General features: G+C 73.7%; 23 protein-coding genes. 17 read left to right on the top strand and 6 right to left on the bottom strand.

The annotated features are described in order from the left end of the window. The first annotated feature begins 102 nt into the window (after positions 1 to 102). The 5 genes from ACFQ9Z_RS06385 to ACFQ9Z_RS06405 all read left to right on the top strand — a co-directional run bounded on the left by ACFQ9Z_RS06385 (position 103) and on the right by ACFQ9Z_RS06405 (position 5,455). A complete protein-coding gene (locus ACFQ9Z_RS06385; RefSeq protein ID WP_029382693.1) occupies positions 103 to 342 on the top strand; it encodes a hypothetical protein in 240 nt (79 codons plus the stop codon). Positions 343 to 379: 37 nt separating this feature from the next. Then, positions 380 to 1,723: an NYN domain-containing protein gene (locus ACFQ9Z_RS06390; protein WP_383011562.1), complete on the top strand. Its 1,344-nt coding sequence runs from the start codon at positions 380 to 382 to the stop codon at positions 1,721 to 1,723. A 211-nt stretch (positions 1,724 to 1,934) separates the two neighbouring features. Next, positions 1,935 to 2,966 (top strand): NlpC/P60 family protein, encoded by a 1,032-nt coding sequence (locus ACFQ9Z_RS06395; protein WP_383011565.1) that lies wholly within the window; start codon positions 1,935 to 1,937, stop codon positions 2,964 to 2,966. Positions 2,967 to 3,200: 234 nt separating this feature from the next. Continuing rightward, positions 3,201 to 4,223 carry an NlpC/P60 family protein gene (locus ACFQ9Z_RS06400; RefSeq protein WP_383011569.1) on the top strand — a complete coding sequence of 341 codons (1,023 nt, stop codon included), beginning with the start codon at positions 3,201 to 3,203 and terminating at the stop codon, positions 4,221 to 4,223. A gap of 29 nt (positions 4,224 to 4,252) precedes the next feature. After that, on the top strand, positions 4,253 to 5,455 hold the full coding sequence (locus tag ACFQ9Z_RS06405) for a hypothetical protein (protein ID WP_383011572.1): 1,203 nt from the start codon (positions 4,253 to 4,255) through the stop codon (positions 5,453 to 5,455). Here the strand turns inward: ACFQ9Z_RS06405 and ACFQ9Z_RS06410 are convergent. After that, positions 5,412 to 6,641, bottom strand: coding sequence for a glycosyltransferase 87 family protein (locus ACFQ9Z_RS06410; RefSeq protein ID WP_383011575.1), 1,230 nt, complete (start codon positions 6,639 to 6,641; stop codon positions 5,412 to 5,414). The genes ACFQ9Z_RS06405 and ACFQ9Z_RS06410 overlap by 44 nt on opposite strands. An 84-nt stretch (positions 6,642 to 6,725) precedes the next feature. On the opposite strand from ACFQ9Z_RS06410, the gene ACFQ9Z_RS06415 reads away from it, so the two are divergent. Continuing rightward, positions 6,726 to 7,868: a glycosyltransferase family 4 protein gene (locus tag ACFQ9Z_RS06415; protein ID WP_383011578.1), complete on the top strand. Its 1,143-nt coding sequence runs from the start codon at positions 6,726 to 6,728 to the stop codon at positions 7,866 to 7,868. Positions 7,869 to 8,034: 166 nt separating this feature from the next. Here the strand turns inward: ACFQ9Z_RS06415 and ACFQ9Z_RS06420 are convergent, their stop codons facing one another. Then, positions 8,035 to 9,831: an AMP-dependent synthetase/ligase gene (locus tag ACFQ9Z_RS06420; protein ID WP_383011582.1), complete on the bottom strand. Its 1,797-nt coding sequence runs from the start codon at positions 9,829 to 9,831 to the stop codon at positions 8,035 to 8,037. 307 nt (positions 9,832 to 10,138) lie between these two features. On the opposite strand from ACFQ9Z_RS06420, the gene ACFQ9Z_RS06425 reads away from it, so the two are divergent. The 6 genes from ACFQ9Z_RS06425 (at position 10,139) to ACFQ9Z_RS06450 (ending at position 15,203) form a co-directional block, all read left to right on the top strand. Continuing rightward, entirely contained in the window at positions 10,139 to 10,936 is a 798-nt protein-coding gene (locus tag ACFQ9Z_RS06425) for a metallophosphoesterase (protein ID WP_383011585.1), read from the top strand. Positions 10,937 to 11,062: 126 nt separating this feature from the next. Continuing rightward, positions 11,063 to 11,503, top strand: coding sequence for an SRPBCC family protein (locus tag ACFQ9Z_RS06430; protein WP_383011588.1), 441 nt, complete (start codon positions 11,063 to 11,065; stop codon positions 11,501 to 11,503). A 139-nt stretch (positions 11,504 to 11,642) separates the two neighbouring features. Beyond that, positions 11,643 to 12,815: an ArsA family ATPase gene (locus ACFQ9Z_RS06435; protein WP_383011591.1), complete on the top strand. Its 1,173-nt coding sequence runs from the start codon at positions 11,643 to 11,645 to the stop codon at positions 12,813 to 12,815. A 55-nt stretch (positions 12,816 to 12,870) separates the two neighbouring features. Beyond that, positions 12,871 to 13,362 (top strand): DUF5304 domain-containing protein, encoded by a 492-nt coding sequence (locus tag ACFQ9Z_RS06440; RefSeq protein WP_383011594.1) that lies wholly within the window; start codon positions 12,871 to 12,873, stop codon positions 13,360 to 13,362. A gap of 66 nt (positions 13,363 to 13,428) precedes the next feature. After that, the gene (locus ACFQ9Z_RS06445; RefSeq protein ID WP_383011598.1) at positions 13,429 to 14,382 is read left to right on the top strand and encodes an ROK family glucokinase; all 954 of its coding nucleotides are present in this window, start codon (positions 13,429 to 13,431) and stop codon (positions 14,380 to 14,382) included. 68 nt (positions 14,383 to 14,450) lie between these two features. Then, entirely contained in the window at positions 14,451 to 15,203 is a 753-nt protein-coding gene (locus tag ACFQ9Z_RS06450) for an endonuclease/exonuclease/phosphatase family protein (protein WP_383011601.1), read from the top strand. Positions 15,204 to 15,225: 22 nt separating this feature from the next. Here ACFQ9Z_RS06450 and ACFQ9Z_RS06455 read toward each other — a convergent pair whose 3' ends face one another. Then, the gene (locus ACFQ9Z_RS06455; protein ID WP_383011604.1) at positions 15,226 to 15,798 is read right to left on the bottom strand and encodes a hypothetical protein; all 573 of its coding nucleotides are present in this window, start codon (positions 15,796 to 15,798) and stop codon (positions 15,226 to 15,228) included. Continuing rightward, a complete protein-coding gene (locus ACFQ9Z_RS06460; protein WP_383011607.1) occupies positions 15,791 to 16,570 on the bottom strand; it encodes an alpha/beta hydrolase in 780 nt (259 codons plus the stop codon). Before ACFQ9Z_RS06460 ends, ACFQ9Z_RS06455 begins: the two co-directional genes overlap by 8 nt. A gap of 148 nt (positions 16,571 to 16,718) precedes the next feature. Here ACFQ9Z_RS06460 and ACFQ9Z_RS06465 point away from each other — a divergent pair, with 148 nt between their 5' ends. From ACFQ9Z_RS06465 to ACFQ9Z_RS06480, 4 genes are all read left to right on the top strand, one after another. Next, positions 16,719 to 17,456, top strand: a complete 738-nt coding sequence (locus ACFQ9Z_RS06465; protein ID WP_383011610.1) for a lysophospholipid acyltransferase family protein — start codon at positions 16,719 to 16,721, stop codon at positions 17,454 to 17,456. Between the two features lie 32 nt (positions 17,457 to 17,488). Continuing rightward, complete coding sequence (gene macS, locus ACFQ9Z_RS06470) at positions 17,489 to 18,721, top strand: MacS family sensor histidine kinase (protein ID WP_383011614.1); 1,233 nt, start codon at positions 17,489 to 17,491, stop codon at positions 18,719 to 18,721. Continuing rightward, positions 18,718 to 19,398, top strand: coding sequence for a response regulator (locus ACFQ9Z_RS06475; RefSeq protein ID WP_383011618.1), 681 nt, complete (start codon positions 18,718 to 18,720; stop codon positions 19,396 to 19,398). Before macS ends, ACFQ9Z_RS06475 begins: the two co-directional genes overlap by 4 nt. Before the next feature lie 124 nt (positions 19,399 to 19,522). Beyond that, the gene (locus ACFQ9Z_RS06480; protein WP_383011621.1) at positions 19,523 to 20,551 is read left to right on the top strand and encodes a 6-phosphofructokinase; all 1,029 of its coding nucleotides are present in this window, start codon (positions 19,523 to 19,525) and stop codon (positions 20,549 to 20,551) included. A gap of 57 nt (positions 20,552 to 20,608) precedes the next feature. On the opposite strand, the gene ACFQ9Z_RS06485 is transcribed toward ACFQ9Z_RS06480, so the two are convergent. After that, positions 20,609 to 22,471, bottom strand: coding sequence for an anthranilate synthase family protein (locus ACFQ9Z_RS06485; protein ID WP_383011624.1), 1,863 nt, complete (start codon positions 22,469 to 22,471; stop codon positions 20,609 to 20,611). A gap of 105 nt (positions 22,472 to 22,576) precedes the next feature. Beyond that, on the bottom strand, positions 22,577 to 22,633 hold the full coding sequence (locus ACFQ9Z_RS06490) for a trp operon leader peptide (RefSeq protein ID WP_142195936.1): 57 nt from the start codon (positions 22,631 to 22,633) through the stop codon (positions 22,577 to 22,579). 123 nt (positions 22,634 to 22,756) lie between these two features. On the opposite strand from ACFQ9Z_RS06490, the gene ACFQ9Z_RS06495 reads away from it, so the two are divergent. Beyond that, a complete protein-coding gene (locus ACFQ9Z_RS06495) occupies positions 22,757 to 24,109 on the top strand; it encodes a class II 3-deoxy-7-phosphoheptulonate synthase (RefSeq protein WP_383011627.1) in 1,353 nt (450 codons plus the stop codon). The last annotated feature ends 37 nt before the right edge of the window (positions 24,110 to 24,146 follow it).

Raw genomic sequence — 24,146 nt, forward strand, 5'->3', positions numbered from 1 at the left:
CCGTGGACGGGCGGGCGGCGAGCGACCGCCAGGCCGTAGGGTTACGAGCCACACGCGTCGAGGAGCGGCGCGCACCGACCGAGAAGGAAGCGAACAGCCACGATGACGGTTCCCCTGCCGACCGCCACGACACGATGGCGCTGCGCCCTCTGCGGCAACCTCACCCGCTTCGACGTGACCCGCTCGTCGAAGGTCGTCGAGTACGTTCACCTGGACCTCGCGGGAGAGCCGACGGTCGAGGAGCGCGAGGTGGTCAGTGAGACCATCGAGTCGGTCCGCTGCCGCTGGTGCAACGCGGTGGACCAGGTGGAACTCGTGGACAGGCCGGGCGCCGGCTCCTGAGCGGAGCGGGCCCCGGACGGATATTGGGGTGTGACGGATGGTGGAGACCGCAGGCGGGGGGCCGGGCGACGGCACCGCTGAGGTGCTTGACCGTCCGATGCCCGACGGCGTGCGCCGGCGGGTCGTGCAGATCGTCTCGGACGCCTTCGGCCTGCTGACGGTGACGGAACTGCCCACCCAGTTGCGGCAGTACGCCCGGTTCGCCCCGAATCGCCGGGCCAAGTTCGCCGGCAACGCGATGGCGGCCGCGCTGGAGACCGACGGGCTGTTCCGGCAGCGGATCGGGGAGAAGTTCAGAGAGGCGCAGCCGGAACTCTCCGGCGCCCTCGACTCCGGCTCGCCGCCCCCGGCCGCGGACCCGCTCGAAGTGGCGGCCGCGGCCTACGTACTGCGGCCCGCGGGCTGGGTGAAGCTGGTCACCGCGGCCGGCGAGGAGGCGCAGCGCGCCGACGCCGAGCGGGCCGACGAGGAGGGCCGGGCCGAACTCGAGCGGCTGCGCGCCGAACTCGCCCAGGCCCGTGAGCAGACCCGCGCCGAGACCGAACGGCTGCGCGCCGAGGCGGAGTCGGCGAAGAGGGAAGCGGAGTCCCTGCACCGCAAGCTGCGTGCCGCGCTCAGCGACGTCAAGCGCGGTGAGGCCGCGCTGCGCAAGTCCCGGGGCGAGACCGAGGCCGTGCGCGCCGAGGGGCAGGCGCAGCTCTCGGCGGCCGAGAGCGAGTCGCGGCGGCTCAAGGCGCGCCTCGGCGAGGTCGAGGCGGCGCTGGAGGCCACCCGGCGGGCGGCCCGCGAGGGCCGCAGCGTCGAGGACATGCGGGTGCGGCTGCTGCTGGACACCCTGCTGGACGCCGCCCAGGGCCTGCGGCGCGAGCTCGCCCTGCCGCCGGTCTCGGTGCGGCCGGCCGAGACCGTGGACGCGGTCGAACCGGGGCGGATGACCCCGAAGGACATCGCGGCCCGGGCGCTGTCCGAGAACGACCCGGCGATCCTCGACCAGTTGCTGGCGCTGCCGCAGGCGCATCTGGTGGTCGACGGCTACAACGTCACCAAGACCGGTTATCCGCAGATGCCGCTGGAGAAGCAGCGGCTGCGCCTGCTGGGTCAGCTCTCCGCGCTCGCCGCGCAGACCGGCGCCGAGGTGACCTGCGTCTTCGACGGCGCCGAACTGGTCGCGCCGGTGCTGCTCGCGCCGCCCCGCGGGGTGCGGGTGCTGTTCTCCAAGCCGGGCGTCACGGCGGACGAGCTGATCCGGCAGCTCGTGCGCGCCGAGCCGCCGGGCCGTCCGGTCATCGTCGCCTCGACCGACCGGGAGGTGGCCGACGGGGTCGCGCGCGCCGGTGCCCGTCCGGTGGCCTCTGCGGTACTTCTGAAGCGACTGTCCTGAACGTGCAATACGCATATGCATTGCCCGAATTGGACGTATCGTCACGCAACGTAGTGTCAATCCGGCATCACCGCACGTGAGTTGTGTGCAAAGAATGCGTTGCGTCACCGGGTTTTTTGCCGCAGGGATTTGAACTGATCACAACTGGGTCACTAGGGTCTGGCTCGAACCTCCGAACGGGTGATCACTCACAAGAAGGAGATCGTCCCTCGTGGCGTCCCACCGTCGACCCAAGCAACCCAGCCGCACGCGTGTCACCGTGCTCACCACCGCGGCCGCGGCCGCCGTCGTGCTGAGCGCGAACGCCGCCAACGCCGCCCCGAGCGAGAAGCTCGGCAAGGACGAGGTCAAGGCGAAGGTCGACAAGCTCTACGAGCAGGCCGAGCAGGCCACCGAGAAGTACAACGGGGCCAAGGAGAAGCAGCAGAAGCTGCAGAAGGAGATCTCCACCATCCAGGACAACGTGGCCCGGGGCCAGGAGGAGCTGAACAAGCTCCGCGACGGCCTGGGTTCGCTGGCCACCGCGCAGTACCGCTCCGGCGGCATCGACCCCTCGGTCCAGCTCTTCCTGTCCGCCGACCCGGACGACTACCTCGACAAGGCGTCCACGCTCGACCAGTTGAGCGGTCAGCAGGTCGAGGCGCTGAAGAAGATCCAGGACAAGCAGCGCCAACTCGCCCAGGAGCGGGCCGAGGCCACCGAGAAGCTCAAGGACCTGGCCTCCACCCGCACCGAGCTGGGCAACAAGAAGAAGGAAGTCCAGGGCAAGCTCGCCGAGGCGCAGAAGCTGCTCAACACCCTGACGGCCAAGGAGAAGGCGGCCCTCGCCGCCGAGCAGCAGCGCGCCAACCGCTCCTCCACCGACCGTGTGGACCTCGGCAACGACACCTCTGCCTCCGGCCGGGCCGCCGCCGCCTTCTCCGCCGCGCAGAGCAAGATCGGCACCCCGTACGTCTACGGCGCGTCCGGTCCGTCCTCCTTCGACTGCTCGGGCCTGACCTCCTGGGCCTACGCCCAGGCCGGCGTCTCCATACCGCGCACCTCCGAGGCCCAGGCGGGCTACGGCGCCCACCTGTCGATGAGCCAGCTCCAGGTCGGCGACCTGGTCTTCTTCTACGGCGACCTGCACCACGTCGGCCTCTACGCCGGCAACGGCCAGGTGCTGCACGCCCCGCACACCGGCGCCGTGGTCCGCTACGAGTCGATCAACAACATGCCCTTCCAGTTCGGCGTCCGCGTCTGACGCCGTCCGGCGCCGGCTCCGGGCCACCCGAAAGGGCGAATCCCGAGTACCGCGACTGACCCTCCGCCCCGCCCTGACCTGCGTCAGCGGCGGGGCGCGGTGGTCACGGGGCCGTCGACGGCCTTTGGCCGCCGTCCTCCCGCCCGGTTACTGTCTGCCGCGTTTCCCCGGCGCGGGGGCCTCCCCGTCCCCCGCGTCGGGGGACCGCTCCTGTCCGCCAGCAGAAGGACCGCCGTGGGTTCCCATCGCCGTCTCGCACCGTCCGGGTTCGACCGGGGCGCAGCGACCGCCCTGTGCGCGTTGTCGGCGGCGGCCGCCGCCCTCGGGACCGTACCGGCCGACGCGGCGCCGCACCGGAACACCCGCGCCGAGGTGGACCGCCTCTACGAAGAGGCCGAGAAGGCGACCCAGGCCTACGACAAGGCCGACGAGCGGGCCGACGCGCTGCGCCGCGAGGTCCGGGACGCGCAGGAGCGCATCGCGCGCCGCCAGCAGCGCGTCAACACCATGCGGGAGCGGCTGGGCTCGCTGGCCGGCGCCCAGTACCGCTCCGGCGGCCTCGACCCGGCCGTCGCCCTGCTCCTGTCCGACGACCCGGACGACTACCTCGACCGCGCCTCCACCCTCGACCGCATCGGCGTCCAGCAGGCCGGGCAGCTCAGGGAGTTGCGCAGGCAGATGCGGCAACTCGCCCAGGAACGCGCCGAGGCCGCCGGGAAGCTCGCGGAACTCCAGCGCGACCGCAGGGCCGTCGACACCCACAAGCGGATCGTGGAGCGCAAGCTCGCCCGGGCCCGGCAACTGCTCAACTCCCTGCCCGCCGCCGAACGCGCCGCCTACGACCGGGCCTCCCGCGACGGCCGCGTGGACCTGCCCGGGCTGCCGGACCTGGCCGGCGCCGTCGCGCCCGACGCCCGCGCCGCGGCCGCCGTCGCCGCCGCCCGGTCCGCGCTCGGCCGCCCCTACGTGTGGGGCGCCAGCGGGCCGTCCGGCTTCGACTGCTCGGGGCTGATGCAGTGGGCGTACGCGCGGGCCGGCGTCCATCTGCCGCGCACCTCCCAGGACCAGCGGCACGCCGGCCGGCGGATCCCGCTGTCCCAGGCACGCCCCGGCGACCTGGTCGTCTACCGCTCCGACGCGGGCCACGTGGGGATGTACGTCGGCGGCGGCCGGGTGATCCACGCGCCCCACCCGGGGGCGGCGGTGCGCTACGACCCGGTCGGGATGATGCCCATCGCCTCCGTCACCCGCCCCTGACCTCCGCCGGCGCGCCGTACGATCGGCGGGTGACTGTTCGTGGACGGGCGCCGCGGACCTGGCGCGCCGCGGCGGCGGGGCTCTGCCTGCTGCTCCTGCCGCCCCTGGCCGGATGCGCCGGGCGGACCGCCGCCGACCCGGTCACCGCCGAGGTGCAGCGGGTCCTCGACCGGCGCTCCGCGGCCCTGCTCGGGCACGACGAGTCGGCCTTCGGCGCCACCGGCGCCCGCACCGCCTACGTCCGGCTGCGCGCCCTGCCACTGGCCTCCTGGGCGTACCGGGTGACGGCACTGCGCCGCGCCGGCTCCGGCGCGACCGCCGACACCGAGCTGCGCTACCGGGTCGCCGGCTACGACAGGGCGCCGGTCACCGTCCGCCGCACCCTCACCCTGCGCCGCACCGACGGCGGCCGCTGGTACGTCACCGGGGACCGGCCCGCCGCGAAGACCGGGCAGCAGCTCTGGGACCAGGGCCGGGTCACCGCCGTCAGCGGCGCGCACAGCCTGGTCCTGGGAACCGGCCAGAGCGCCGCCGAGCTGCGCCGCTACGCCCGGCTCGCCGACCGCGCCGTACCGGCCGTCTCCGCGGCGTGGGGGACGGCCTGGACCCGGCGGCTCGTCGTCCTGGTCCCGCGGAGCCTCGCGGGCATGGCCGGCCTGCTCGGCTCGCCCGCCTCCGGCTACCGGGGCATCGCCGCGGTCACCACCGGCGAGGCGGGGAGCCCGGGGCGGACGCCCGCGGACCGGGTGGTGGTCAACCCGGAGGCGTACGCCGTGCTGGGCGAGGTCGGCAAGCAGGTGGTGCTCACCCACGAGACCACCCACGTGGCCACCCGGGCGCAGACCACCGCGGCCACCCCGCTCTGGCTCTCCGAGGGCTACGCCGACTGGATCGGATACCTCGGCACCGGACGCACCCCGGCCGAGGCCGCGCCGGAACTGGCCCGCGCGGTCCGGGACGGCAAGGCGCCGGCGGCCCTGCCCACCGACCGTGACTTCGGCTTCAGCGGCGATCCCACCCTCCTCGCCCAGGCCTACGAGGGCGGCTGGCTGGCCTGCAGGATGATCGCCGCCCACTGGGGCGAGAGCCGCCTCGGCGCCTTCTACCGGGCCGTCGGCGCGCACGCCGAACGCGCGGGCGCCCTCGCCGACGCCCTGCACAGGGTCCTCGGCACCACCCCGGAGGCGTTCACCGCCCGGTGGCGCGCGTACGTGCGGGATCAGCTGGGCTGAGCGGCACGGGACCGGCGGGCGCCGGGACGGTGGCGCGCCACAGGGTCCGGGCCGCGGTGAGGGCGGCGGCGAGCAGCAGGCCGTTGCGCAGCAGCAGCAGGGCGACGCCGTAGGTGTCGCTCACGATGACGTGCGCGAAGCCGATCGGGAACTCCAGCAGCGTCACGAAGGCGGCCGCCAGCACCAGGGCGGCGGGCCTCCCGGTCCGGCTCGCCCGGTGGCACCCGCACACGGCGGCCAGGCCGACCAGCCACACCAGGTACTGCGGGCTGATCACCCGGCTGGTGACGGTGAAGAGCAGTACCGCGGTGAACGCCGCGTCCGCGAGCGTGTGCGGCTCGAACCGGGTCGCCCGCACCCGCCACAGCAGCAGCCAGCCGAAGGCGCCGGCGGTCAGCACCACGGCCGCCTTGCCGACCGCTCCGACGTACGGGCCGAGGAACTCCACCGAGCCGTAGTTCAGCACCACCTCGCCGGGCCAGCCGAAGCGCCGGGCCACATGCAGGACCAGGCCGCCCAGCGACTCCACCTCGGTGCCCCGGTCGCGCTGGAAGGCCAGGAAGGCGAAGGCGCCCGGCATCGCCACCGCGAACAGGGCCGCGCCGCCGCCCGCGGTCACCGCCGCCGCGCACCACGCCCGCAGCCGTGTGGCGCCCACGAGCAGCAGGGCGGGCCACGCCTTCAGCAGGGCCCCGAACGCCGCCAGCGCGCCCATCAGCCGGGGGTGGCGGGTCCCGGCGAGCAGGGCCGCCACGGCCACCGCGGTCACCATCAGGTCGTAGCGGGCGTACGCCGTCGGGCCGAGCAGCGGCAGACCCGCCACCCAGATCCAGGCGCCGCGCGAGGACCGCCCCGGGCCCCGGCCCGCGCGCGCCAGCAGCCCGAACACGACCAGGTCGGCCAGGCAGCTCAGGACGAAGAAGGCGGCCGCGTAGCCGAGGAACGGCAGCAGGGCGGGGGAGAGCACCGCGAGCGCGGCGGCGGGCGGGTACTGCCAGGTCACGTCGTCCAGCGGGAACGTGCCCCGGCGCAGCACCCCGGCCCAGCCCTGGTAGATCACCGACACGTCGGCGGTGACGTCGGCGCCGGGCAGCGGGACCACCCGGAAGACCAGGAGCAGCAGCACCAGCCGGGTCGCGCACCAGGTCCACGGCAGCGCCGCCCGCCGTCCGCCCGTCGTCCTCACGCGTGCTCCCGTCCGTTCCGCTGCCCATGGCCGGCCAACCACGGCCGCCGGGCCCGCCGCAGGCGCGCGGTAGGGTCGGCGGCGATGCACAAGACCCTCATCGTGACCAACGACTTCCCGCCCCGGCCGGGCGGCATCCAGGCGTTCCTGCACAACATGGCCCTCCGGCTGGACCCCGAGCGGCTGGTCGTCTACGCCTCCACCTGGAAGCGCGGACAGGAGGGCGCCCGGGCCACGGCCGCCTTCGACGAGGACCAGCCCTTCACCGTCGTACGCGACCGTACGACCATGCTGCTGCCGACGCCCGCGGCGACCCGCCGGGCGACCGGCCTTCTGCGGGAGCACGGCTGCACCTCGGTGTGGTTCGGGGCGGCCGCGCCGCTCGGCCTGATGGCGCCGGCCCTCAGGAGGGCGGGCGCCGAGCGGCTGGTGGCGACCACCCACGGTCACGAGGCCGGCTGGGCCCAGCTCCCCGCGGCCCGCCGGCTGCTGCGCCGGATCGGCGAGTCCACGGACACCCTCACCTACCTCGGCGAGTACACCCGCTCCCGGATCGCGGCCGCCCTCACCGAGGACGCGGCCCGGCGTATGACGCAACTGCCGCCCGGGGTCGACGAGAAGACCTTCCACCCGGACTCCGGCGGCGACGAGGTCCGGGCGCGGCTCGGGCTCACCGAGCGGCCGGTGGTGGTGTGCGTCTCCCGGCTGGTGCCGCGCAAGGGCCAGGACACCCTCATCCGCGCCATGCCCCGGATCCTGGCCGCCGAGCCGGACGCCGTGCTGCTGATCGTCGGCGGCGGCCCCTACGAGCGTGACCTGCGCCGGCTGGCCCGGGAGACCGGCGTCGACGCCTCGGTGCGCTTCACCGGCGCCGTGCCCTGGTCCGAGCTGCCCGCGCACTACGGCGCCGGCGACGTCTTCGCCATGCCGTGCCGCACCCGGCGCGGCGGGCTGGACGTGGAGGGCCTCGGCATCGTCTACCTGGAGGCCTCCGCCACCGGGCTGCCGGTCGTCGCCGGGGACTCGGGCGGCGCGCCGGACGCGGTGCTGGACGGCGAGACCGGCTGGGTCGTCCGCGGCGGCGAGCCGGCCGAGGCGGCCGAGCGGATCACCGCCCTGCTCGGCGACGCCGGGCTGCGCCGCCGGATGGGCGAGCGCGGCCGCCGGTGGGTCGAGGAGAGGTGGCGCTGGGACCTGCTGGCGGAGAAGCTCAAGGACCTGCTCTAGGGCCTGCCGCGGGAGCGGCAGCCCTTCGGGCGACGAGGCCGCTCCCGCGGCAGGCCCTGGACGGACGCGGCCGGCGGGCGCCCGCTCGGCCGGCCGTGGGCACGAACGCCGTCGGCGCGGGTCCCCGCCCGGGGACCCGCGCCGTGACGTGCTCTCAGCAGGCGGCCTACTTGGCGTAGATGGCCTCGATCTCGTTCGCGTAGTCCTTCGCCACCACGTTCCGCTTGAGCTTCAGCGACGGGGTGAGGTGGCCCGACTCCTCCGTGAACTGTTGGGTCAGGACGCGGAACTTGCGCACCGACTCCGCCTTGGACACCGCGGCGTTGCCGTCGTCGATCGCCGACTGGATCGCCGCCCGCAGCTCGGGGTCCTCGCGCAGCGACGCGGCGGTGGAGCCGGCCGGCTTGCCGTGCTCCTCGGCCCAGCGGCCGAGGAACTCCTCGTCCAGGGTGACCAGCGCGCCGACGAACGGCCGCCCGTCGCCCACCACCATGCACTCGGCGACCAGCGCGTGCGCCCGGATCCGGTCCTCGATCACGGCCGGGGCCACGTTCTTGCCGCCCGCCGTGACGATGATCTCCTTCTTGCGTCCGGTGATCCGCAGGTAGCCGTCCTCGTCCAGGGTCCCTATGTCGCCGGTGTGGAACCAGCCGTCCGCCAGCGCCTCGGCGGTCGCGCCCGGGTTGTTCCAGTACTCCTTGAACAGGTGCTCGCCGTGCAGCAGCACCTCGCCGTCGTCCGCTATCCGGATCACCGAGCCGGGCAGCGGCTGGCCGACCGTGCCGATCTTCTGCCGGTCCCAGGGGTTGAACGCGGTCGCCGCGCAGGACTCGGTCAGGCCGTAGCCCTCCAGCACCGTGAAGCCGATGCCCCGGAAGAAGTGGCCGAGCCGCTCGCCCAGCGGGGCGCCGCCGGAGATCGCGTACTCGCCGCGGCCGCCGAGGACCGCGCGCAGCTTGCTGTAGACCAGCCGGTCGAAGACCTTGTGCTTGATCCGCAGGCCGAGGGACGGGCCGGACGGGGCGTCCAGCGCCTTGCTGTAGGCGATCGCGGTGTCCGCGGCCTTGTCGAAGATCGCGCCCTTGCCGTCCGCCTGCGCCTTGGCCCGGGCGGTGTTGTAGACCTTCTCGAAGACGCGCGGCACACCGAGGACCAGGGTCGGCCGGAACGCGGCCAGTTCGTCGGTGAGGTTCTTGATGTCCGGGACGCAGCCCAGCTTGATGGGCGCCATCATCGGGGCGATCTGCACCAGCCGGCCGAAGACGTGCGCCAGCGGCAGGAAGAGCAGCACCGAGCACTCGCCGGTGCGGAACAGCGGGCGCAGCCGCTCGACGATGTTGCCGCACTCGGCGAAGAAGCTGCGGTGGGTGAGCACACAGCCCTTGGGGCGGCCCGTCGTGCCGGAGGTGTAGACGATCGTCGCCGGGTCGTCGGCGCGGGCGAGGGAGCCGCGCTCCTCCACGGTCGCGTCCGCGACGCCCTGGCCGAGCCGGGCCAGTTCCTCCAGGCCGCCGGCCTCGATCTGCCAGACGTGCTTCAGTGCGGGCAGCGAGGCCCGCACCGACTCCACGGCGGCCACGTGGCTGTCCAGCTCCACGACACAGGCGGTCGCGCCCGAGTCGGACAGGATCCACTGCACCTGCTCGGGCGAACTGGTCTCGTACACCGGCACGGTCACCGCGCCCGCGCTCCAGATCGCGAAGTCCATCAGCGTCCACTCGTACCGGGTGCGGGACATCAGCCCCACCCGGTCGCCCGGCTGCACACCGGCGGCGATGAGGCCCTTGGCGGCGGTGCGCACCTCGGCGAGGAACCGGGTCGCCGTCACGTCCTGCCAGACACCGCCCACCTTGCGGGCGATCACGGCGACGTCGGGATGCTGCGCGGCGTTTCTGCGGACGATGTCGGTCAGGTTGCCGTCGGCAGGGACCTCGTACAAAGCCGGAAGGCTGAACTCGCGCAAGACTGCTGCTCCTCATAGGGCGCCGGCGCCACGACTCTGTGTGATGCGACGGTGCGGTCCAAGGCTCGGGTGTGCTCCGGGAACCACATGCCGATTCACATGTTGAAATCCAGAGCACGACTGGACGGCCCGGACGTTACCCGCCGGTATGGCCTCTACGACAGGGGGTCCAGGTGAGATGTTCGCTGCGTCACACAGGTTGGCGTTCCTTCGCGCACAGTAGTCCACGGCACAACCGACCGGCGAGTAACCGCAGGCCGGACCGGCACTGTTCACCAGGGCCGCGCGCCGCCTACCCTTGATCACCATGGCACCCACACCGGCCGGCGGCCGACGCACCCGCGTCCACGTGGTCAGCGACGTGCACGGCAACGCCCGTGACCTCGCCCGGGCCGGCGACGGGGCGGACGCCCTGATCTGCCTGGGCGACCTCGTCCTCTTCCTCGACTACGCCGACCACTCGCGCGGCATCTTCCCCGACCTGTTCGGCGAGGAGAACGCGGACCGGATCGTCGAGCTGCGCACCGCCCGCCGGTTCGAGGAGGCGCGCGCCTTCGGGGCCCGGCTGTGGGCCGGGATCGGCACCGACCGGGCCGCCGCGATCGAGCGTGCGGTGCGCAAGCAGTACGCCGAGCTGTTCGCCGCGTTCCCGACACCGACGTACGCCACCTACGGCAATGTCGACATGCCGCCCCTGTGGCGGGAGTACGCCCGGCCCGGCACCACGGTGCTGGACGGCGAACGGGTGGAGATCGCCGGCCGTACCTTCGGCTTCGTCGGCGGCGGGCTGCGGACGCCGATGCGCACGCCGTACGAGATCGACGACGAGGAGTACGCGGCGAAGATCGAGGCGGTCGGCGAGGTGGACGTGCTGTGCACCCACATCCCGCCGGAGGTGCCCGAACTGGTCTACGACACGGTCGCGCGCCGCTTCGAGCGGGGGAGCAGGGCGCTGCTGGACGCCATCCGCCGCACCAGACCGCGGTTCGCCCTGTTCGGGCACGTCCACCAGCCGCTGGCGCGCCGGATGCGGATCGGCGCGACCGAGTGCGTGAACGTGGGGCACTTCGCGGGCACCGGCCGGCCGTGGGCGCTGGAATGGTGACGGAACGCCGACGCGGACGGGGTGAAGGCGGCTGGTCGGGGGCGCGGTAGCCTTCACGCTGCACACACGTGCGCGGTCCGCGCACGGCAAGAGTCTCTTCGGTCCGCATCTGGAGGAGCCACGGCGATGGCGGAACACACCAGTTCGAGCATCACGATCGAGGCGGCTCCGGCCGACGTCATGGCGGTGATCGCCGACTTCGCCCGCTACCCGGACTGGACCGGCGAGGTCAAGGAGGCCGAGGTGCTCGCCACCGACGGCCGGGGCCGGGCCGAGCAGGTCCGCCTCGTCATGGACGCCGGCGCCATCAAGGACGACCAGACGCTGGCCTACACCTGGATGGGGGAGCATGAGGTCTCCTGGACGCTGGTGAAGTCCCAGATGCTGCGCTCCCTGGACGGCTCCTATCTGCTGAAGCCGGCCGGGCAGGGCGCCACCGAGGTGACCTACCGGCTCACCGTCGACGTCAAGATCCCGATGCTCGGCATGATCAAGCGCAAGGCCGAGAAGGTCATCATCGACCGCGCCCTGGCGGGCCTGAAGAAGCGCGTGGAGTCGGACCACTAGGCGCCGCCGCGGGTCTCGCCCAGGCCGCCGTGGCCCCGGAGCGGACAGCTCCCGCCGCCCGCGGCTCCGGAGCCCCGGGGACGCCGCCCGGCCGCGGCACCGGCGGCGGCCCGCCGCCCTTCCGTTACCGTTCACCCTCATGCGCACCCTCCTGATCACGGGCCCGGGCGGCGGCGGCCGTACGACCGTCGCGGCCGCCACCGCACGGCGCGCCGCGGCCGCAGGCACCCGCACCCTCCTGCTCGGCGCGGACCACACCGACACCCTCGGCGCGGCGCTGGGCACCGGAACAGGACCGGTCCCCGCCGAGGCCGCCGGGAACCTCACCGTCTGGCGCCCCGACGCGGCCGACCGCTTCCGGCAGGACCTCACCGCCTTCCAGACCCGCGCGGCGAACGTCCTGGACCTGCTCGGCGCCGCCCGGCTGGACGCCGAGGAGGTGACCCCGCTGCCCGGCGCCCAGGAACTCTCCTTTCTGCGCGCCCTGCGGGACGCCGCCCTCTCCGAGCGCTACGACCTCCTCGTCGTCGACCTCCCGCCCCTGCCGCAGGCCCTCCCGCTGCTCGCCCTCCCGGAGGAACTGCGCCGCTACCTGCGCCGGCTGCTCCCGCCCGAGCGGCAGGCGGCCCGCGCCCTGCGCCCGGTCCTCGGCCGGCTGGCCGGCGTGCCGATGCCCGCCGAGTGGCTGTACGAGACGGCGGCCCGCTGGGACACCGAACTCGCCGCGGCGGAGGCGGTGCTCACCGACCGGCACACGGCCGTGCGCCTGGTCGCCGAACCCGGCCCGGCCGGCGCCGACGCGGTCCGCACCGCCCGCCTCGGCCTCGCCCTGCGCGGACTGCGCACCGAGAGCCTGGTCGCCAACCGCGTGCTGCCCGACACCGTGCCCGACAGCTGGCTCGCCGGGCTCCTGGCGCAGCAGCGCAAGACGCTCGCCGAGTGGCAGGCGGAGCACGAGGTCCACTGCGTGCCGCACCTCGGCCGCGACCCGCACGGCGCCGACGACCTCGACGCCCTCGCCGTCCCGGGCGTCAACCAGGCGCCCGCCCCGGTCGAGTGGCCCGTCACCGACGCCCTCGCCGCCGACGGGGTGCTGGTCTGGCACATCCCGCTGCCCGGCGCCGTACGGGAGGACCTGGACCTGATCCGGCGCGGCGACGAACTCGTGGTGAGCGCGGGCCCCTTCCGGCGGATCGTTCCACTGCCCTCCGCCCTGCGCCGCTGCACCGTCGCCGGCGCCGGGCTGCGCGAGGGCGAGCTGCGCATCCGGTTCGCGCCCGACCCCGGGCTGTGGCCCGCGGCGGGCCGGTGAACGGGTGGGCCGTTCGGGTAACGTCGTAGGGGCGAACCGTAGTCAGGAGTCCGCCATGAGCGAAGAGCGCCCCACACCCGACCCCGCCGCGGAGGTCCACGAGGAGGGGGCGACCGACGCCGACGCCTGGGCCACGGCCTGCGCCGAGGACCTCGCCGCCGAGAACGCCCGCCGCCGCTCCGATCAGGGCCCGCCCCCGGGCTCCGCCGCCGATGAGCTGCGCAGACTCGTGGACACCGTGGCCGACAGGCTGTCCGGCCTGCAGTCCCCGCTCCTCGGGGGCCTCGCCGGCCCCGCCGCCCAGCAGGCGGTGCGGCAGGTCGTCCAGCAGGCGAAAGCCGCCGTCGAACCCGTCCTCGAGCGCAACCCGGACGTGTTCGACCACCTCGCCGCGGCCGGCAACGAGCTGCTGGCCGCATACCGGTCCGCCGTCCACAACCAGGAACGCCGCTGGACCACCGGAACGTCCGGCCCGAAGGGCGAGGGGACCGACGGCCCCGGCCGGGGCGAGGACGGCGGCCCGGGGGAGCGCATCGACCTGGACTGAAGCCCTCCCACAGCGGGGCCTCGGGTACGGTTGGCCGTAGCGGGGCTCGACCGAACTGAGGGATTCATGGGACTCACCATCGGCGTCGACATCGGCGGCACCAAGATCGCGGCCGGCGTGGTCGACGAGGAAGGCAACATCCTCTCGACGTTCAAGGTGCCGACCCCCACCACGCCCGAGGCCATCGTGGACGCCATCGCCTCGGCGGTGGAGGGCGCGCGCGCCGGGCACGAGATCGTCGGCGTGGGCATCGGTGCGGCCGGTTACGTCAACCGGCAGCGCTCGACGGTCTACTTCGCGCCCAACATCGACTGGCGCAACGAACCGCTCAAGGAGAAGGTCGAGGCCCGCGTGGGCCTGCCCGTCGTGGTCGAGAACGACGCCAACGCCGCAGCCTGGGGCGAGTACAGGTTCGGCGCGGGCAAGGGCCACCGCAACGTCATCTGCATCACCCTCGGCACCGGCCTGGGCGGCGGCATCATCATCGGCAACAAGCTGCGCCGCGGCCACTTCGGCGTGGCCGCCGAGTTCGGCCACATCCGCATGGTGCCGGACGGCCTGCTCTGCGGCTGCGGTTCGCAGGGCTGCTGGGAGCAGTACGCCTCCGGCCGCGCCCTGGTGCGCTACGCCAAGCAGCGCGCCAACGCCACCCCCGAGCGCGCCGAGGTGCTGCTCTCCCTCGGCGACGGCACCCCCGACGGTGTCGAGGGCAAGCACATCTCCATGGCCGCCCGGCAGGGCGACCCGGTGGCCGTCGACTCCTACCGCGAGCTGGCCCGCTGGGCCGGCGCCGGCCTGGCCGACCTGGCCTCGCTCTTCGACCCCTCGGCATTCATCGTCGGCGGCGGTCTCTCGGACGAGGGGGACCTGGTCCTGGACCCGATCCGCACGTCCTACAAGCGCTGGCTGGTCGGCGGCAACTGGCGTCCGGTGGCCGACGTGATCGCCGCCCAGCTCGGCAACAAGGCGGGCCTGGTGGGCGCGGCCGACCTGGCCCGGGAGCCCGATCCGATCATGTGACGAGCGCGTACGGCAGTGCCCGCCGAGTCCGGTCCCGGGACGGCGGGCACCGTCGTATGTTGATCGTCATGGCAACCCCGACGCTTCCCAACTCCCGCACCGAACCGGACGGTTCCGCCGTCATCCGGGTCCTCGCCTACAACGTCCGCTCGATGCGCGACGACACCGACGCGCTCGCCCGGGTGATCACCGCCTGCGCCCCCGACCTGGTCCTGGTCCAGGAGGCCCCGCGCTTCTTCCGCTGGCGCAAGAAGCTGGCCCGGCTCGCGGCCGCCTCCGGCCAGGTCGTCCTCACCGGGGGCGCGACGGCGGCGGGCCCGGCGATCCTGTGCTCGCTGCGCGCCACGGTCGAGCGCACCGAGGACGTGCTCCTGCCGCTCACCCCGGGACTGCACCGGCGCGGCTTCGCCACCGCCGTCGTGACGTTCGGCGGCGCCCGCCTCGGAGTCCTGAGCTGCCACCTGAGCCTGCGGCAGGACGAGCGGCGCGCACAGGGCGGGATGCTCCTGGACCGGCTCGCCGCACTGGGCGTGGAGCACGCCGTCGCGGGCGGGGATCTCAACGAGCGTCCCGACGGCCACACCTTCCGGCGTCTCGCGGCCGCCCTCCAGGACTGCCGCGCCGTCAGCCCCTGGGGCGGCGAGTTCACCTCCACCGCCGCCGACCCGCACCAGCGCATCGACGCCCTCTTCGCGACCGAGGGCGTCGAGGTCCTCGGCTGCGGGGTGCCCGTCGGCCTGCCGGGCGTGCGCGAGGCGGACCTGAGGGCGGCCAGCGACCACCTGCCGGTCCTGGCCGCCCTCAGGATCCCGTCCTTGTGACGCTGGCCGGGCGGGCAGTGGGTCAGACCACGGCCCCGCGCCCCGGGTCGTCGTCGCCGTCCTCGTCCGTCCGCATCCGCGTCACCAGCGTCACGAAGCCGCCGAGGAAACCGCCGATGCCCAGGGTCGCCAGGTACCAGGTCATCTGCCAGCCGAGCAGCACGGCCAGCAGGAGCAGCACCGGCCCGCCGACGACCCCCAGCCAGGCGAACCTGGCGGTGGTGTCGGCGGTCGGCAGCGGCGGCGGCTCGGGCGGCACGAAGTGGCCCTCGTCGTCCTCGCCGAGGTCGTCGTCGGACGGCTCGGCCACCCGGTAGTCGCGCGGGCCCACCCCCGGCGCGAACGCGACGGAGCTGCCCAGCGGCCGGTCGGAGCGCGGCTCACCGGGCCCCTCGGGGCCGTCGGCGCCCCCGTCCGGGGCCTCCTTCTCGAGCAGCGCGAGATCCTCGACCGGCTTGAAGGGGCGGCTGCCCGGCGGGTCCGGCGGCTCGGCGCCGTAGCTCGCGACGATCGCCTGCCAGGCGGCCTCCTCGTCGAAGGGCACCCCCTTGTCGTCCGGCTCGCGGTCCCCGCGGTCGGAGTCGTGCTCAGCCAACTGCGGCCGTCCCTTCCTTGCCGGTACTGGGTGCGAGCCGGCCGATGAAGGCGAGGCTCTCCTCGAAGATCCGGTCCGCGTCGTGGTCCAACGTCGCGACGTGGCGACTGTGTTCCAGCACGGTCTCGGTGACGTCCCGGGAGGACACCCGGCTCAGCACGCGCGCCGAGTCGGCCGCCGGGACCACATGGTCGTGGGCGCTGCGCAGCAGCAGCAACGGCTGGGTCACCTGGGGCAGCTCGCCGTCCAGCCGGCGCAGGAACACCCGCAGGGAGTGAGCCGCGTGCAGCGGCACCCGGCCGTAGGCCGGCTCCGCGGCGGCTTCCAGGGCCGTGTCACCGGCGACGCGCTTCGTCGTGCGCAACAGGTGCCGGGCCACCGGAAGCGCGTACGCGGACAGGCCGTGCACCCGGTTCGCAGGGTTGACGGCCATGACGGCCGCGACCCCGTCGCCGTGCTTCGCGGCGAGCCGCAGCGCCAGCGCGGCGCCCGTCGAGAGGCCGCCGACGAACACCCGAGAGCACCGGCCGGCGAGCAGCCGCAGCTCCCGGTCCACCTCCGCGTACCAGTCCTGCCAGCCGGTGACCTGCAGGTCCTCCCAGCGGGTGCCGTGCCCGGGCAGCAGCGGCAGCGACACGGTCAGACCGTGCGCCGCGTGGTGCTCCGCCCAGGGGCGCAGCGACTGGGGCGAGCCGGTGAAGCCGTGGCAGAGGAGGACTCCCACCTCCCCGCCCTCGTGGCGGTACGGCTCGGCTCCGGGGAGAACCGGCACCTTTCGGGCTCCTGTTCCTGGGAAAAGGCGTGAAGAACTGGCGGATGTGGTTCACCGTACGCGACCGCACCGACACCGACCAGGGTCGTCGGGCCCATTGGCGGCACTCCGGGTTATGGTCTGACCCACGGAAACAGGAGGCACGCGGGTGTTGTACGGCACGATGAAAGTCGCCATCGGAGGGCCGCTGAAGGTCGCCTTCAGGCCCTGGGTGGAGGGCCTGGAGAACATTCCGCCCGTGGGCGCCGCCATCCTGGCGAGCAATCACCTCTCGTTCTCGGACTCGTTCTTCCTGCCCGCGGTCCTCGACCGCAAGGTCACCTTCATCGCCAAGGCCGAGTACTTCACCACCCCCGGCGTCAAGGGCCGCCTGACCGCGGCCTTCTTCAAGGGCGTCGGACAGCTGCCGGTGGACCGGTCCGGAGCGCGCGGGGCCGGCGAGGCGGCGATCAAGAGCGGCATAGAGGTCCTGGAGCGCGGAGAGCTGTTCGGCATCTACCCCGAGGGCACCCGCTCGCCCGACGGCCGGCTGTACCGGGGCAAGCCCGGCGGCCTCGCGCGCGTGGCGCTCGCCACCGGCGCCCCGGTCATCCCGGTCGCGATGATCGACACCGAGAAGATCCAGCCGCCCGGCCAGGTGATGCCCAAGCTGATGCGCCCGGGCATCCGCATCGGCAAGCCCCTGGACTTCAGCCGCTACCACGGCATGGAGCACGACCGGTTCGTGCTGCGGGCGGTGACCGACGAGGTCATGTACGAGATCATGAAGCTCTCCGGCCAGGAGTACGTCGACATCTACGCGACCGCCGCCAAGCGGCAGATCGCGGAGGCCGCGAAGGCGGCCAAGGAGGCGGAGAAGGCGGAGAAGAAGCAGACCGGGAGCTAACGGGGGAGACCGGGGGATCGGGGGGCGGCGCCATGCCCAGGCGCGAGCGGGTCATGAGGATGTCGGTCGAGCTGCCGCTGTGGCGCGCGCTGGCCGGCTACCGGGTGCTGACGACGCTGTACGCCATCGGCCTGTGCGCCACCGCGTACGACCACTTCGTGCGCCCCTGGGTCGCCGTCGGCTACTACGCCGTCCTGGTCGTGTGGACCCTCGCCACCCTGCCCAGGGTGGCGAACGCGGCGAGCTGCACCAGGGGCTTCCTGGCCGCCGACCTGACCGTCGCGCTCACCGGCATCCTGCTCACCCCGCTCGCCGACAACCACGAGCGGATCGTGGGCGGCGGCCCGACCCTGCCGTCGATATGGACCGCGGGCGCGGTGCTGGCCTACGCGCTCAAGGGCGGCTGGCGCTGGGCCGCCGTGGCCTCCACGGCCGTCGCCGCCGCCAACCTGGTGGAGCGCGGCAGCCCGGCCCGGGACACCGTGCACAACGTGATCCTGGTCTGGGTGGCCTCCATCGCCATCGGCTACGTGGTCGAGGTCGCCCGTGCCTCCGAGCGCACCCTCGCCCGCGCCCTGGAGATCGAGGCGGCGACCCGGGAGCGCGAGCGGCTCGCCCGGGACATCCACGACGGCGTGCTCCAGGTGCTGGCGATGGTGCAGCGGCGCGGCGCCGACCTCGGCGGCGAGGCCGCCGAACTGGGGCGGCTGGCCGGGGAGCAGGAGGCGGCACTGCGCACGCTGGTCTCCGGCGGTCTGCTGCCGGTGTCCCGGGTGTCGCAGGACGCCGCCGACGGAGCCGTCGTACGCGCCGTCGAGGAGCCCTACGACGGGGAACCGGACGGCCCGGTCGACCTGCGCCCGCTGCTCGCCCGCCATGCGGGCGCCCGGACCAGCCTCGCCGAGCCCGGCGCCCCGGTCGAACTGCCGGGGCCGGCCGCGCGGGAACTGGCGGCGGCGGTCGGGGCGGCCCTGGACAACGTGCGCCGGCACGCCGGAACCGGTGCCCGCGCCTGGATCCTGGTCGAGGACGAGCCGGACGAGATCGTCGTGACCGTCCGGGACGACGGCCCCGGCATCCCCGAGGGCCGGCTGGCGCAGGCCGAGGACGAGGGCCGGCTGGGCGTGGCCCAGTCGATCCGCGGCCGGCTGCGCGACCTCGGCGGCAGCGCCGAGCTGATCTCGGTGCCCGGACAGGGCACGGAAGTCGAGTTGAAGGTACCGAAGGGCGCCCTGCGGGCGCTGGGGGAGGCGGAGCGGCGATGACGCAGCAGCAGGACCCGATCCGGGTCATGGTGGTCGACGACCACCCCATGTGGCGCGACGCGGTGGCCCGGGACCTGACCGAGTCCGGCTTCGAGGTGGTCGCCACCGCCGGCGACGGCGAACAGGCGGTCCGCCGTGCCAAGGCCGCGGCCCCGGACGTCCTCGTGCTGGACCTCAACCTGCCCGCCAAACCCGGTGTGACGGTGTGCAGGGAACTGATCGCCCACGATCCCGCGCTGCGTGTCCTGGTGCTCTCCGCAAGCGGCGAGCACGCCGACGTGCTGGAGGCGGTGAAGTCCGGCGCGACGGGCTACCTGCTGAAGTCGGCCTCGACCGGGGAGCTGCTGGACGCGGTGCGCCGTACCGCGGCCGGCGACCCGGTGTTCACCCCGGGCCTGGCCGGACTGGTACTCGGCGAGTACCGGCGCCTGGCCGCCGAGCCCGCGCCCGCGCCGGACGGCGACGACCGGCCCGGCGCGCCCCGGCTCACCGAGCGGGAGACCGAGGTGCTGCGGCTGGTCGCCAAGGGGCTGAGCTACAAGCAGATCGCCGAACGCCTCGTCATCTCCCACCGCACCGTGCAGAACCACGTCCAGAACACCCTCGGCAAGCTGCAGTTGCACAACAGGGTCGAGCTGGTGCGCTACGCGATCGAGCGCGGACTCGACGACGAGTGAGACCGGCCGGCCGCGAGGTCCGCCGACATTTCACCGGAATCGCCCTCCCCGCCTCTCGCCGTGTGACGCGCATCACCATTACCGTGAGTGAGCGTCAGGTAACCGCGGTGAAGGGACGTGTGGCATGCGGGTCGGAGTGCTGACCGGAGGCGGTGACTGCCCGGGGCTCAACGCCGTCATCCGGGGCGTCGTCCGCAAGGGCGTGCAGGAGTACGGATACGAGTTCGTCGGTTTCCGGGACGGCTGGCGGGGGCCGCTGGAGAACTACACGGTGCGCCTCGACATCCCCGCGGTGCGCGGCATCCTGCCCCGCGGCGGCACCGTTCTCGGCTCCTCGCGGACCAACCCCCTCAAGGTGGAGGGCGGTATCCGCCGCATCAAGGAGAACCTCAGCAAGCAGGAGGTCGAGGCGCTCATCGCGATCGGCGGCGAGGACACCCTCGGCGTCGCCGCCCGGCTCTCCGACGAGTACGGCGTGCCCTGCGTGGGCGTGCCGAAGACCATCGACAACGACCTGTCAGCCACCGATTACACCTTCGGCTTCGACACCGCCGTCGGCATCGCCACCGAGGCCATCGACCGCCTGCACACCACCGCCGAGTCCCACATGCGGGTGCTGGTCTGCGAGGTGATGGGCCGTCACGCCGGCTGGATCGCCCTGCACTCCGGGCTGGCCGGCGGCGCCAACGTCATCCTCATCCCCGAGCAGCGCTTCGACCTCGACCAGGTGTGCGCCTGGATCACCTCCCGCTTCAAGGCCTCGTACGCCCCGATCGTCGTCGTCGCCGAGGGCGCCATGCCCAAGGACGGAGAGATGGTCCTCAAGGACGAGTCGACGGACTCCTTCGGGCACGTCCGGCTGTCCGGGGTCGGCGAGTGGCTGGCGAAGGAGATCGAGAAGCGCACCGGCAAGGAGGCCCGGACGACCGTGCTCGGGCACATCCAGCGCGGCGGCACGCCCAGCGCCTTCGACCGCTGGCTCGCCACCCGCTTCGGCCTGCACGCCATCGAGTGCGTGCGCGACGGCGACTTCGGCAAGATGGTCGCCCTGCGCGGCACCGACATCGTGCGCGTCCCCATCGCCGAGGCCACGGCCAGGCTCAAGACGGTGGATCCGAAGCTCTACGAGGAGGCCGGGGTGTTCTTCGGCTGACGGCGCGCCGGCACCCGCGCCGGGGGCCCGGGGACCGCGGTCCCCGGGCCCCCGGCGTCAGCCCGCCCTGCTCGCCCCGCGCAGCTCGCCGACCAGCTCCCGCACGACCGCCGCGCCGTTCAGCGTCAGCACCGACTCCGGGTGGAACTGCACCCCGGCGAACCCCGGGCCGCGGACCGCGTGCACCTCGCCGTTCTCCGCCCGGCTCACCTCCACGTGGTGCGCGGCCAGCTCCCGGGCGGCCTCGTCGTCGCAGCGGGCCGTGAAGCTGTTGTAGAAGCCGACCGTCTCCGGCCGCCCGAACAGGTCGATCGTGGTCTGCGCCCCCTGGTGGGGGACCTCCTTGCGGACGATCTCGAGACCCAGCCCGGCCGCGATCAGCTCGTGCCCCAGGCAGACCCCGAGCACGCCGTGCCGGTGCTCCCCGATCAGGGCGGCGGCCAGGTCCCGCAGGAAGCGCATCTTCGGGTCGGCCGGGTCGGACGGGTCGCCCGGGCCCGGCCCCAGCACCACGGGGCCCTCGTGCGCGAGCACGGCCTGCCGCAGCCCCGGCTCGTCGTAGCGCCGGACGGTCACCTCGAGCCCGGCGGAGCGCAGCACGTGCGCGAGCATCGCCGTGAAGGTGTCCTCGCCGTCGACCACGAACGCGTGCCCCGTGAGGGTCTCGGACCGCTCCTGCATCCGCAGCCAGAACGGGGCGAGCGAGGCCCGGCGCCCGTCCAGCGCGGCCCGCACCCGGGGATCGTCGGCCAGCCGGGGGCGCGCGCCGGGCGTGCGCGGCGCCGACGGCCGTACCCCGAGGGCCGCGAGCACCCCCGCCGCCTTGGCGTGCGTCTCCGCCACCTCGCCCGCCGGGTCCGAGCCGCGCACCAGCGTGGCGCCGACCGGGACGCGCAGCCGGCCGTCGGCGGCGATGTCGGCGGTGCGGATCAGGATGGGGGAGTCCAGCGTCTGGGCGCCGCCGGAGTCCCGCCCGAGCAGGGCCAGCGCGCCCGCGTAGTAGCCGCGCCCGCCGGCCTCGTGCCGTTCGACGACCCGGCAGGCGTTCTGCACCGGCGACCCGGTGACCGTGGCCGCGAACATGGTCTCGCGCAGCACCTCCCGGACATCGAGGGAGGACTTGCCGCGCAGCTCGTACTCGGTGTGCGCGAGGTGAGCCATCTCCTTCAGGCGCGGCCCGACGACCACCCCGCCCATGTCGCCGACGGTGCACATCATCTTCAGTTCCTCGTCGACGACCATGGACAGCTCCTCGATCTCCTTGCCGTCGGCGAGGAAGTCCAGCAGATGCTCCGGCGTGGGCCCGCCGGCGGGGTAGCGGTAGGTCCCGCTGATCGGGTTCATCACGACCGTCCCGCCCGACATCCGCACGTGCACCTCGGGGCTGGCGCCGACCAGCGTCCGCTCCGGGGTGTGCACCAGGAACGTCCAGTACGCGCCCCGCTCGCCCTCCAGCAGCCGCCGGAACAGCGCCAGCGCGTCGGCCCGCCCGAACCCGGGGATCTCTCCCTCGTACGTCCGGCGGATCACGAAGTTGGCGCCCTCGCCCCGGCCGATCTCCTCGCGCAGCACCCGCCCGACGATCTCGCCGTACTCCTCGTCGCCGACGTCGAAGCCCCCGCCCTCGACCCGCACCTCGTGGCGCGGCAGCGCGCGCAGGGCCTCGGCGAACGGGATCTCGTACGACTCCTGCGGGGTCAGCACCAGCAGCGGGGTGCCGTCGTCCCGGACGTCGAAGCCGCGCTCGCGGATCTGCCGGAACGGCACGAGCGCGAGGCCCTCGTCGGGCAGGTCGGCCAGCCGGTCCCGGGCGGTGACGGGGCCGAGCAGCAGTTCCACCGGGTGCTCCTCCCGCCCGGGGGTGCGCCGGCGCAGCAGGGCGAACGGGCGGGGGTCGGACAACAGGTCCTGCAGGTTCACGGGTGGGGCTCCTTCTCGGTCGTCTGTCGGACGGAGAGGAACGGCCCCGGGAAACGCCGAAGGCCGCCCCTCGGGCGGCCTTCGCGAAGTCTTGCGTACGCGCAGTCAGTGGGCCGCCGGAGAAGCGGTCCACCACCAGTTCTGGATCGAATGCGCGAACATGCCGGCAACCCTACCGCACCGGCCGGACGCACACGGGGCGATCGGCGTCCACGGGGCAATCAGTCCGTCTCATCCTTCGAGCCGGACGCAGGACACGGGACACGACCCCGTAATGTTTAGAAGGTGACCGTGAACGCTAAGACCAGCGCGAGCGCTGGCAACACCTGGCGACACCTGCCCGCGGCGCAGCAGCCCGAGTACCCCGACCCCGAGGCTCTGCGCGCAGTGATCGCGGACCTCGAGTCGTATCCGCCGCTCGTCTTCGCGGGCGAGTGCGACCAGCTGCGCGCCCGGATGGCGGCCGTCGCCAAGGGAGAGGCGTTCCTCCTCCAGGGCGGCGACTGCGCCGAGGCCTTCGACGCGGTGTCCGCCGACCACATCCGCAACAAGCTCAAGACGCTGCTCCAGATGGGCGCCGTCCTGACCTACGCCGCCTCCGTGCCCGTGGTGAAGGTGGGCCGGATCGCCGGGCAGTACTCCAAGCCGCGCTCCAAGCCGACCGAGACCCGGGACGGCGTGACGCTGCCGACCTACCGCGGCGACTCCGTCAACGGCTTCGACTTCACCGAGGAAGCCCGCGTCCCGGACCCCGAGCGGCTGAAGCGCATGTACAACGCCTCGGCCTCCACGCTGAACCTGGTGCGCGCCTTCACCACCGGCGGCTACGCCGACCTGCGCCAGGTGCACGCCTGGAACCAGGACTTCGTGAGGTCCTCCCCGTCCGGGCAGCGCTACGAGCAGCTCGCGCGGGAGATCGACAGCGCGCTGAACTTCATGCGGGCCTGCGGCACCGACCCGGAGGAGTTCAAGACCGTCGAGTTCTACTCCTCGCACGAGGCGCTGCTGCTGGACTACGAGTCCGCCCTGACCCGGGTCGACTCCCGCACCGGCAAGCTCTACGACGTCTCCGGGCACATGGTGTGGATCGGCGAGCGCACCCGGCAGCTCGACGGCGCGCACATCGAGTTCGCCTCCCGGATCCGCAACCCGATCGGCATCAAGCTCGGCCCGACCACCACGGCCGAGGAGGCGCTGAGGTACATCGACCGCCTCGACCCCGAGCGGGAGCCGGGCCGGCTGACCTTCATCGTCCGCATGGGCGCCGACAAGATCCGCGACCGGCTCCCCGAGCTGGTCGAGAAGGTCACGGCGTCCGGTGCCACGGTGGCCTGGGTGACCGACCCGATGCACGGCAACACCTTCGAGGCGGCCTCCGGCCACAAGACACGCCGCTTCGACGACGTGCTCGACGAGGTCAAGGGCTTCTTCGAGGTCCACAAGGCGCTCGGCACCCACCCGGGCGGCATCCACGTGGAGCTGACCGGGGACGACGTCACCGAGTGCGTGGGCGGCGGCGACGAGATCTTCGTCGACGACCTGCACCAGCGCTACGAGACGGCCTGCGACCCGCGGCTGAACCGCAGCCAGTCCCTCGACCTCGCGTTCCTGGTCGCGGAGATGTACCGGGACCAGTGAGCGATCTGGGGCGCGGATCACAGCGGATCCGCGCCCC

The organism is Streptomyces sp. NPDC056580, from assembly GCF_042793175.1.
Taxonomy (GTDB): Bacteria; Actinomycetota; Actinomycetes; order Streptomycetales; family Streptomycetaceae; genus Streptomyces.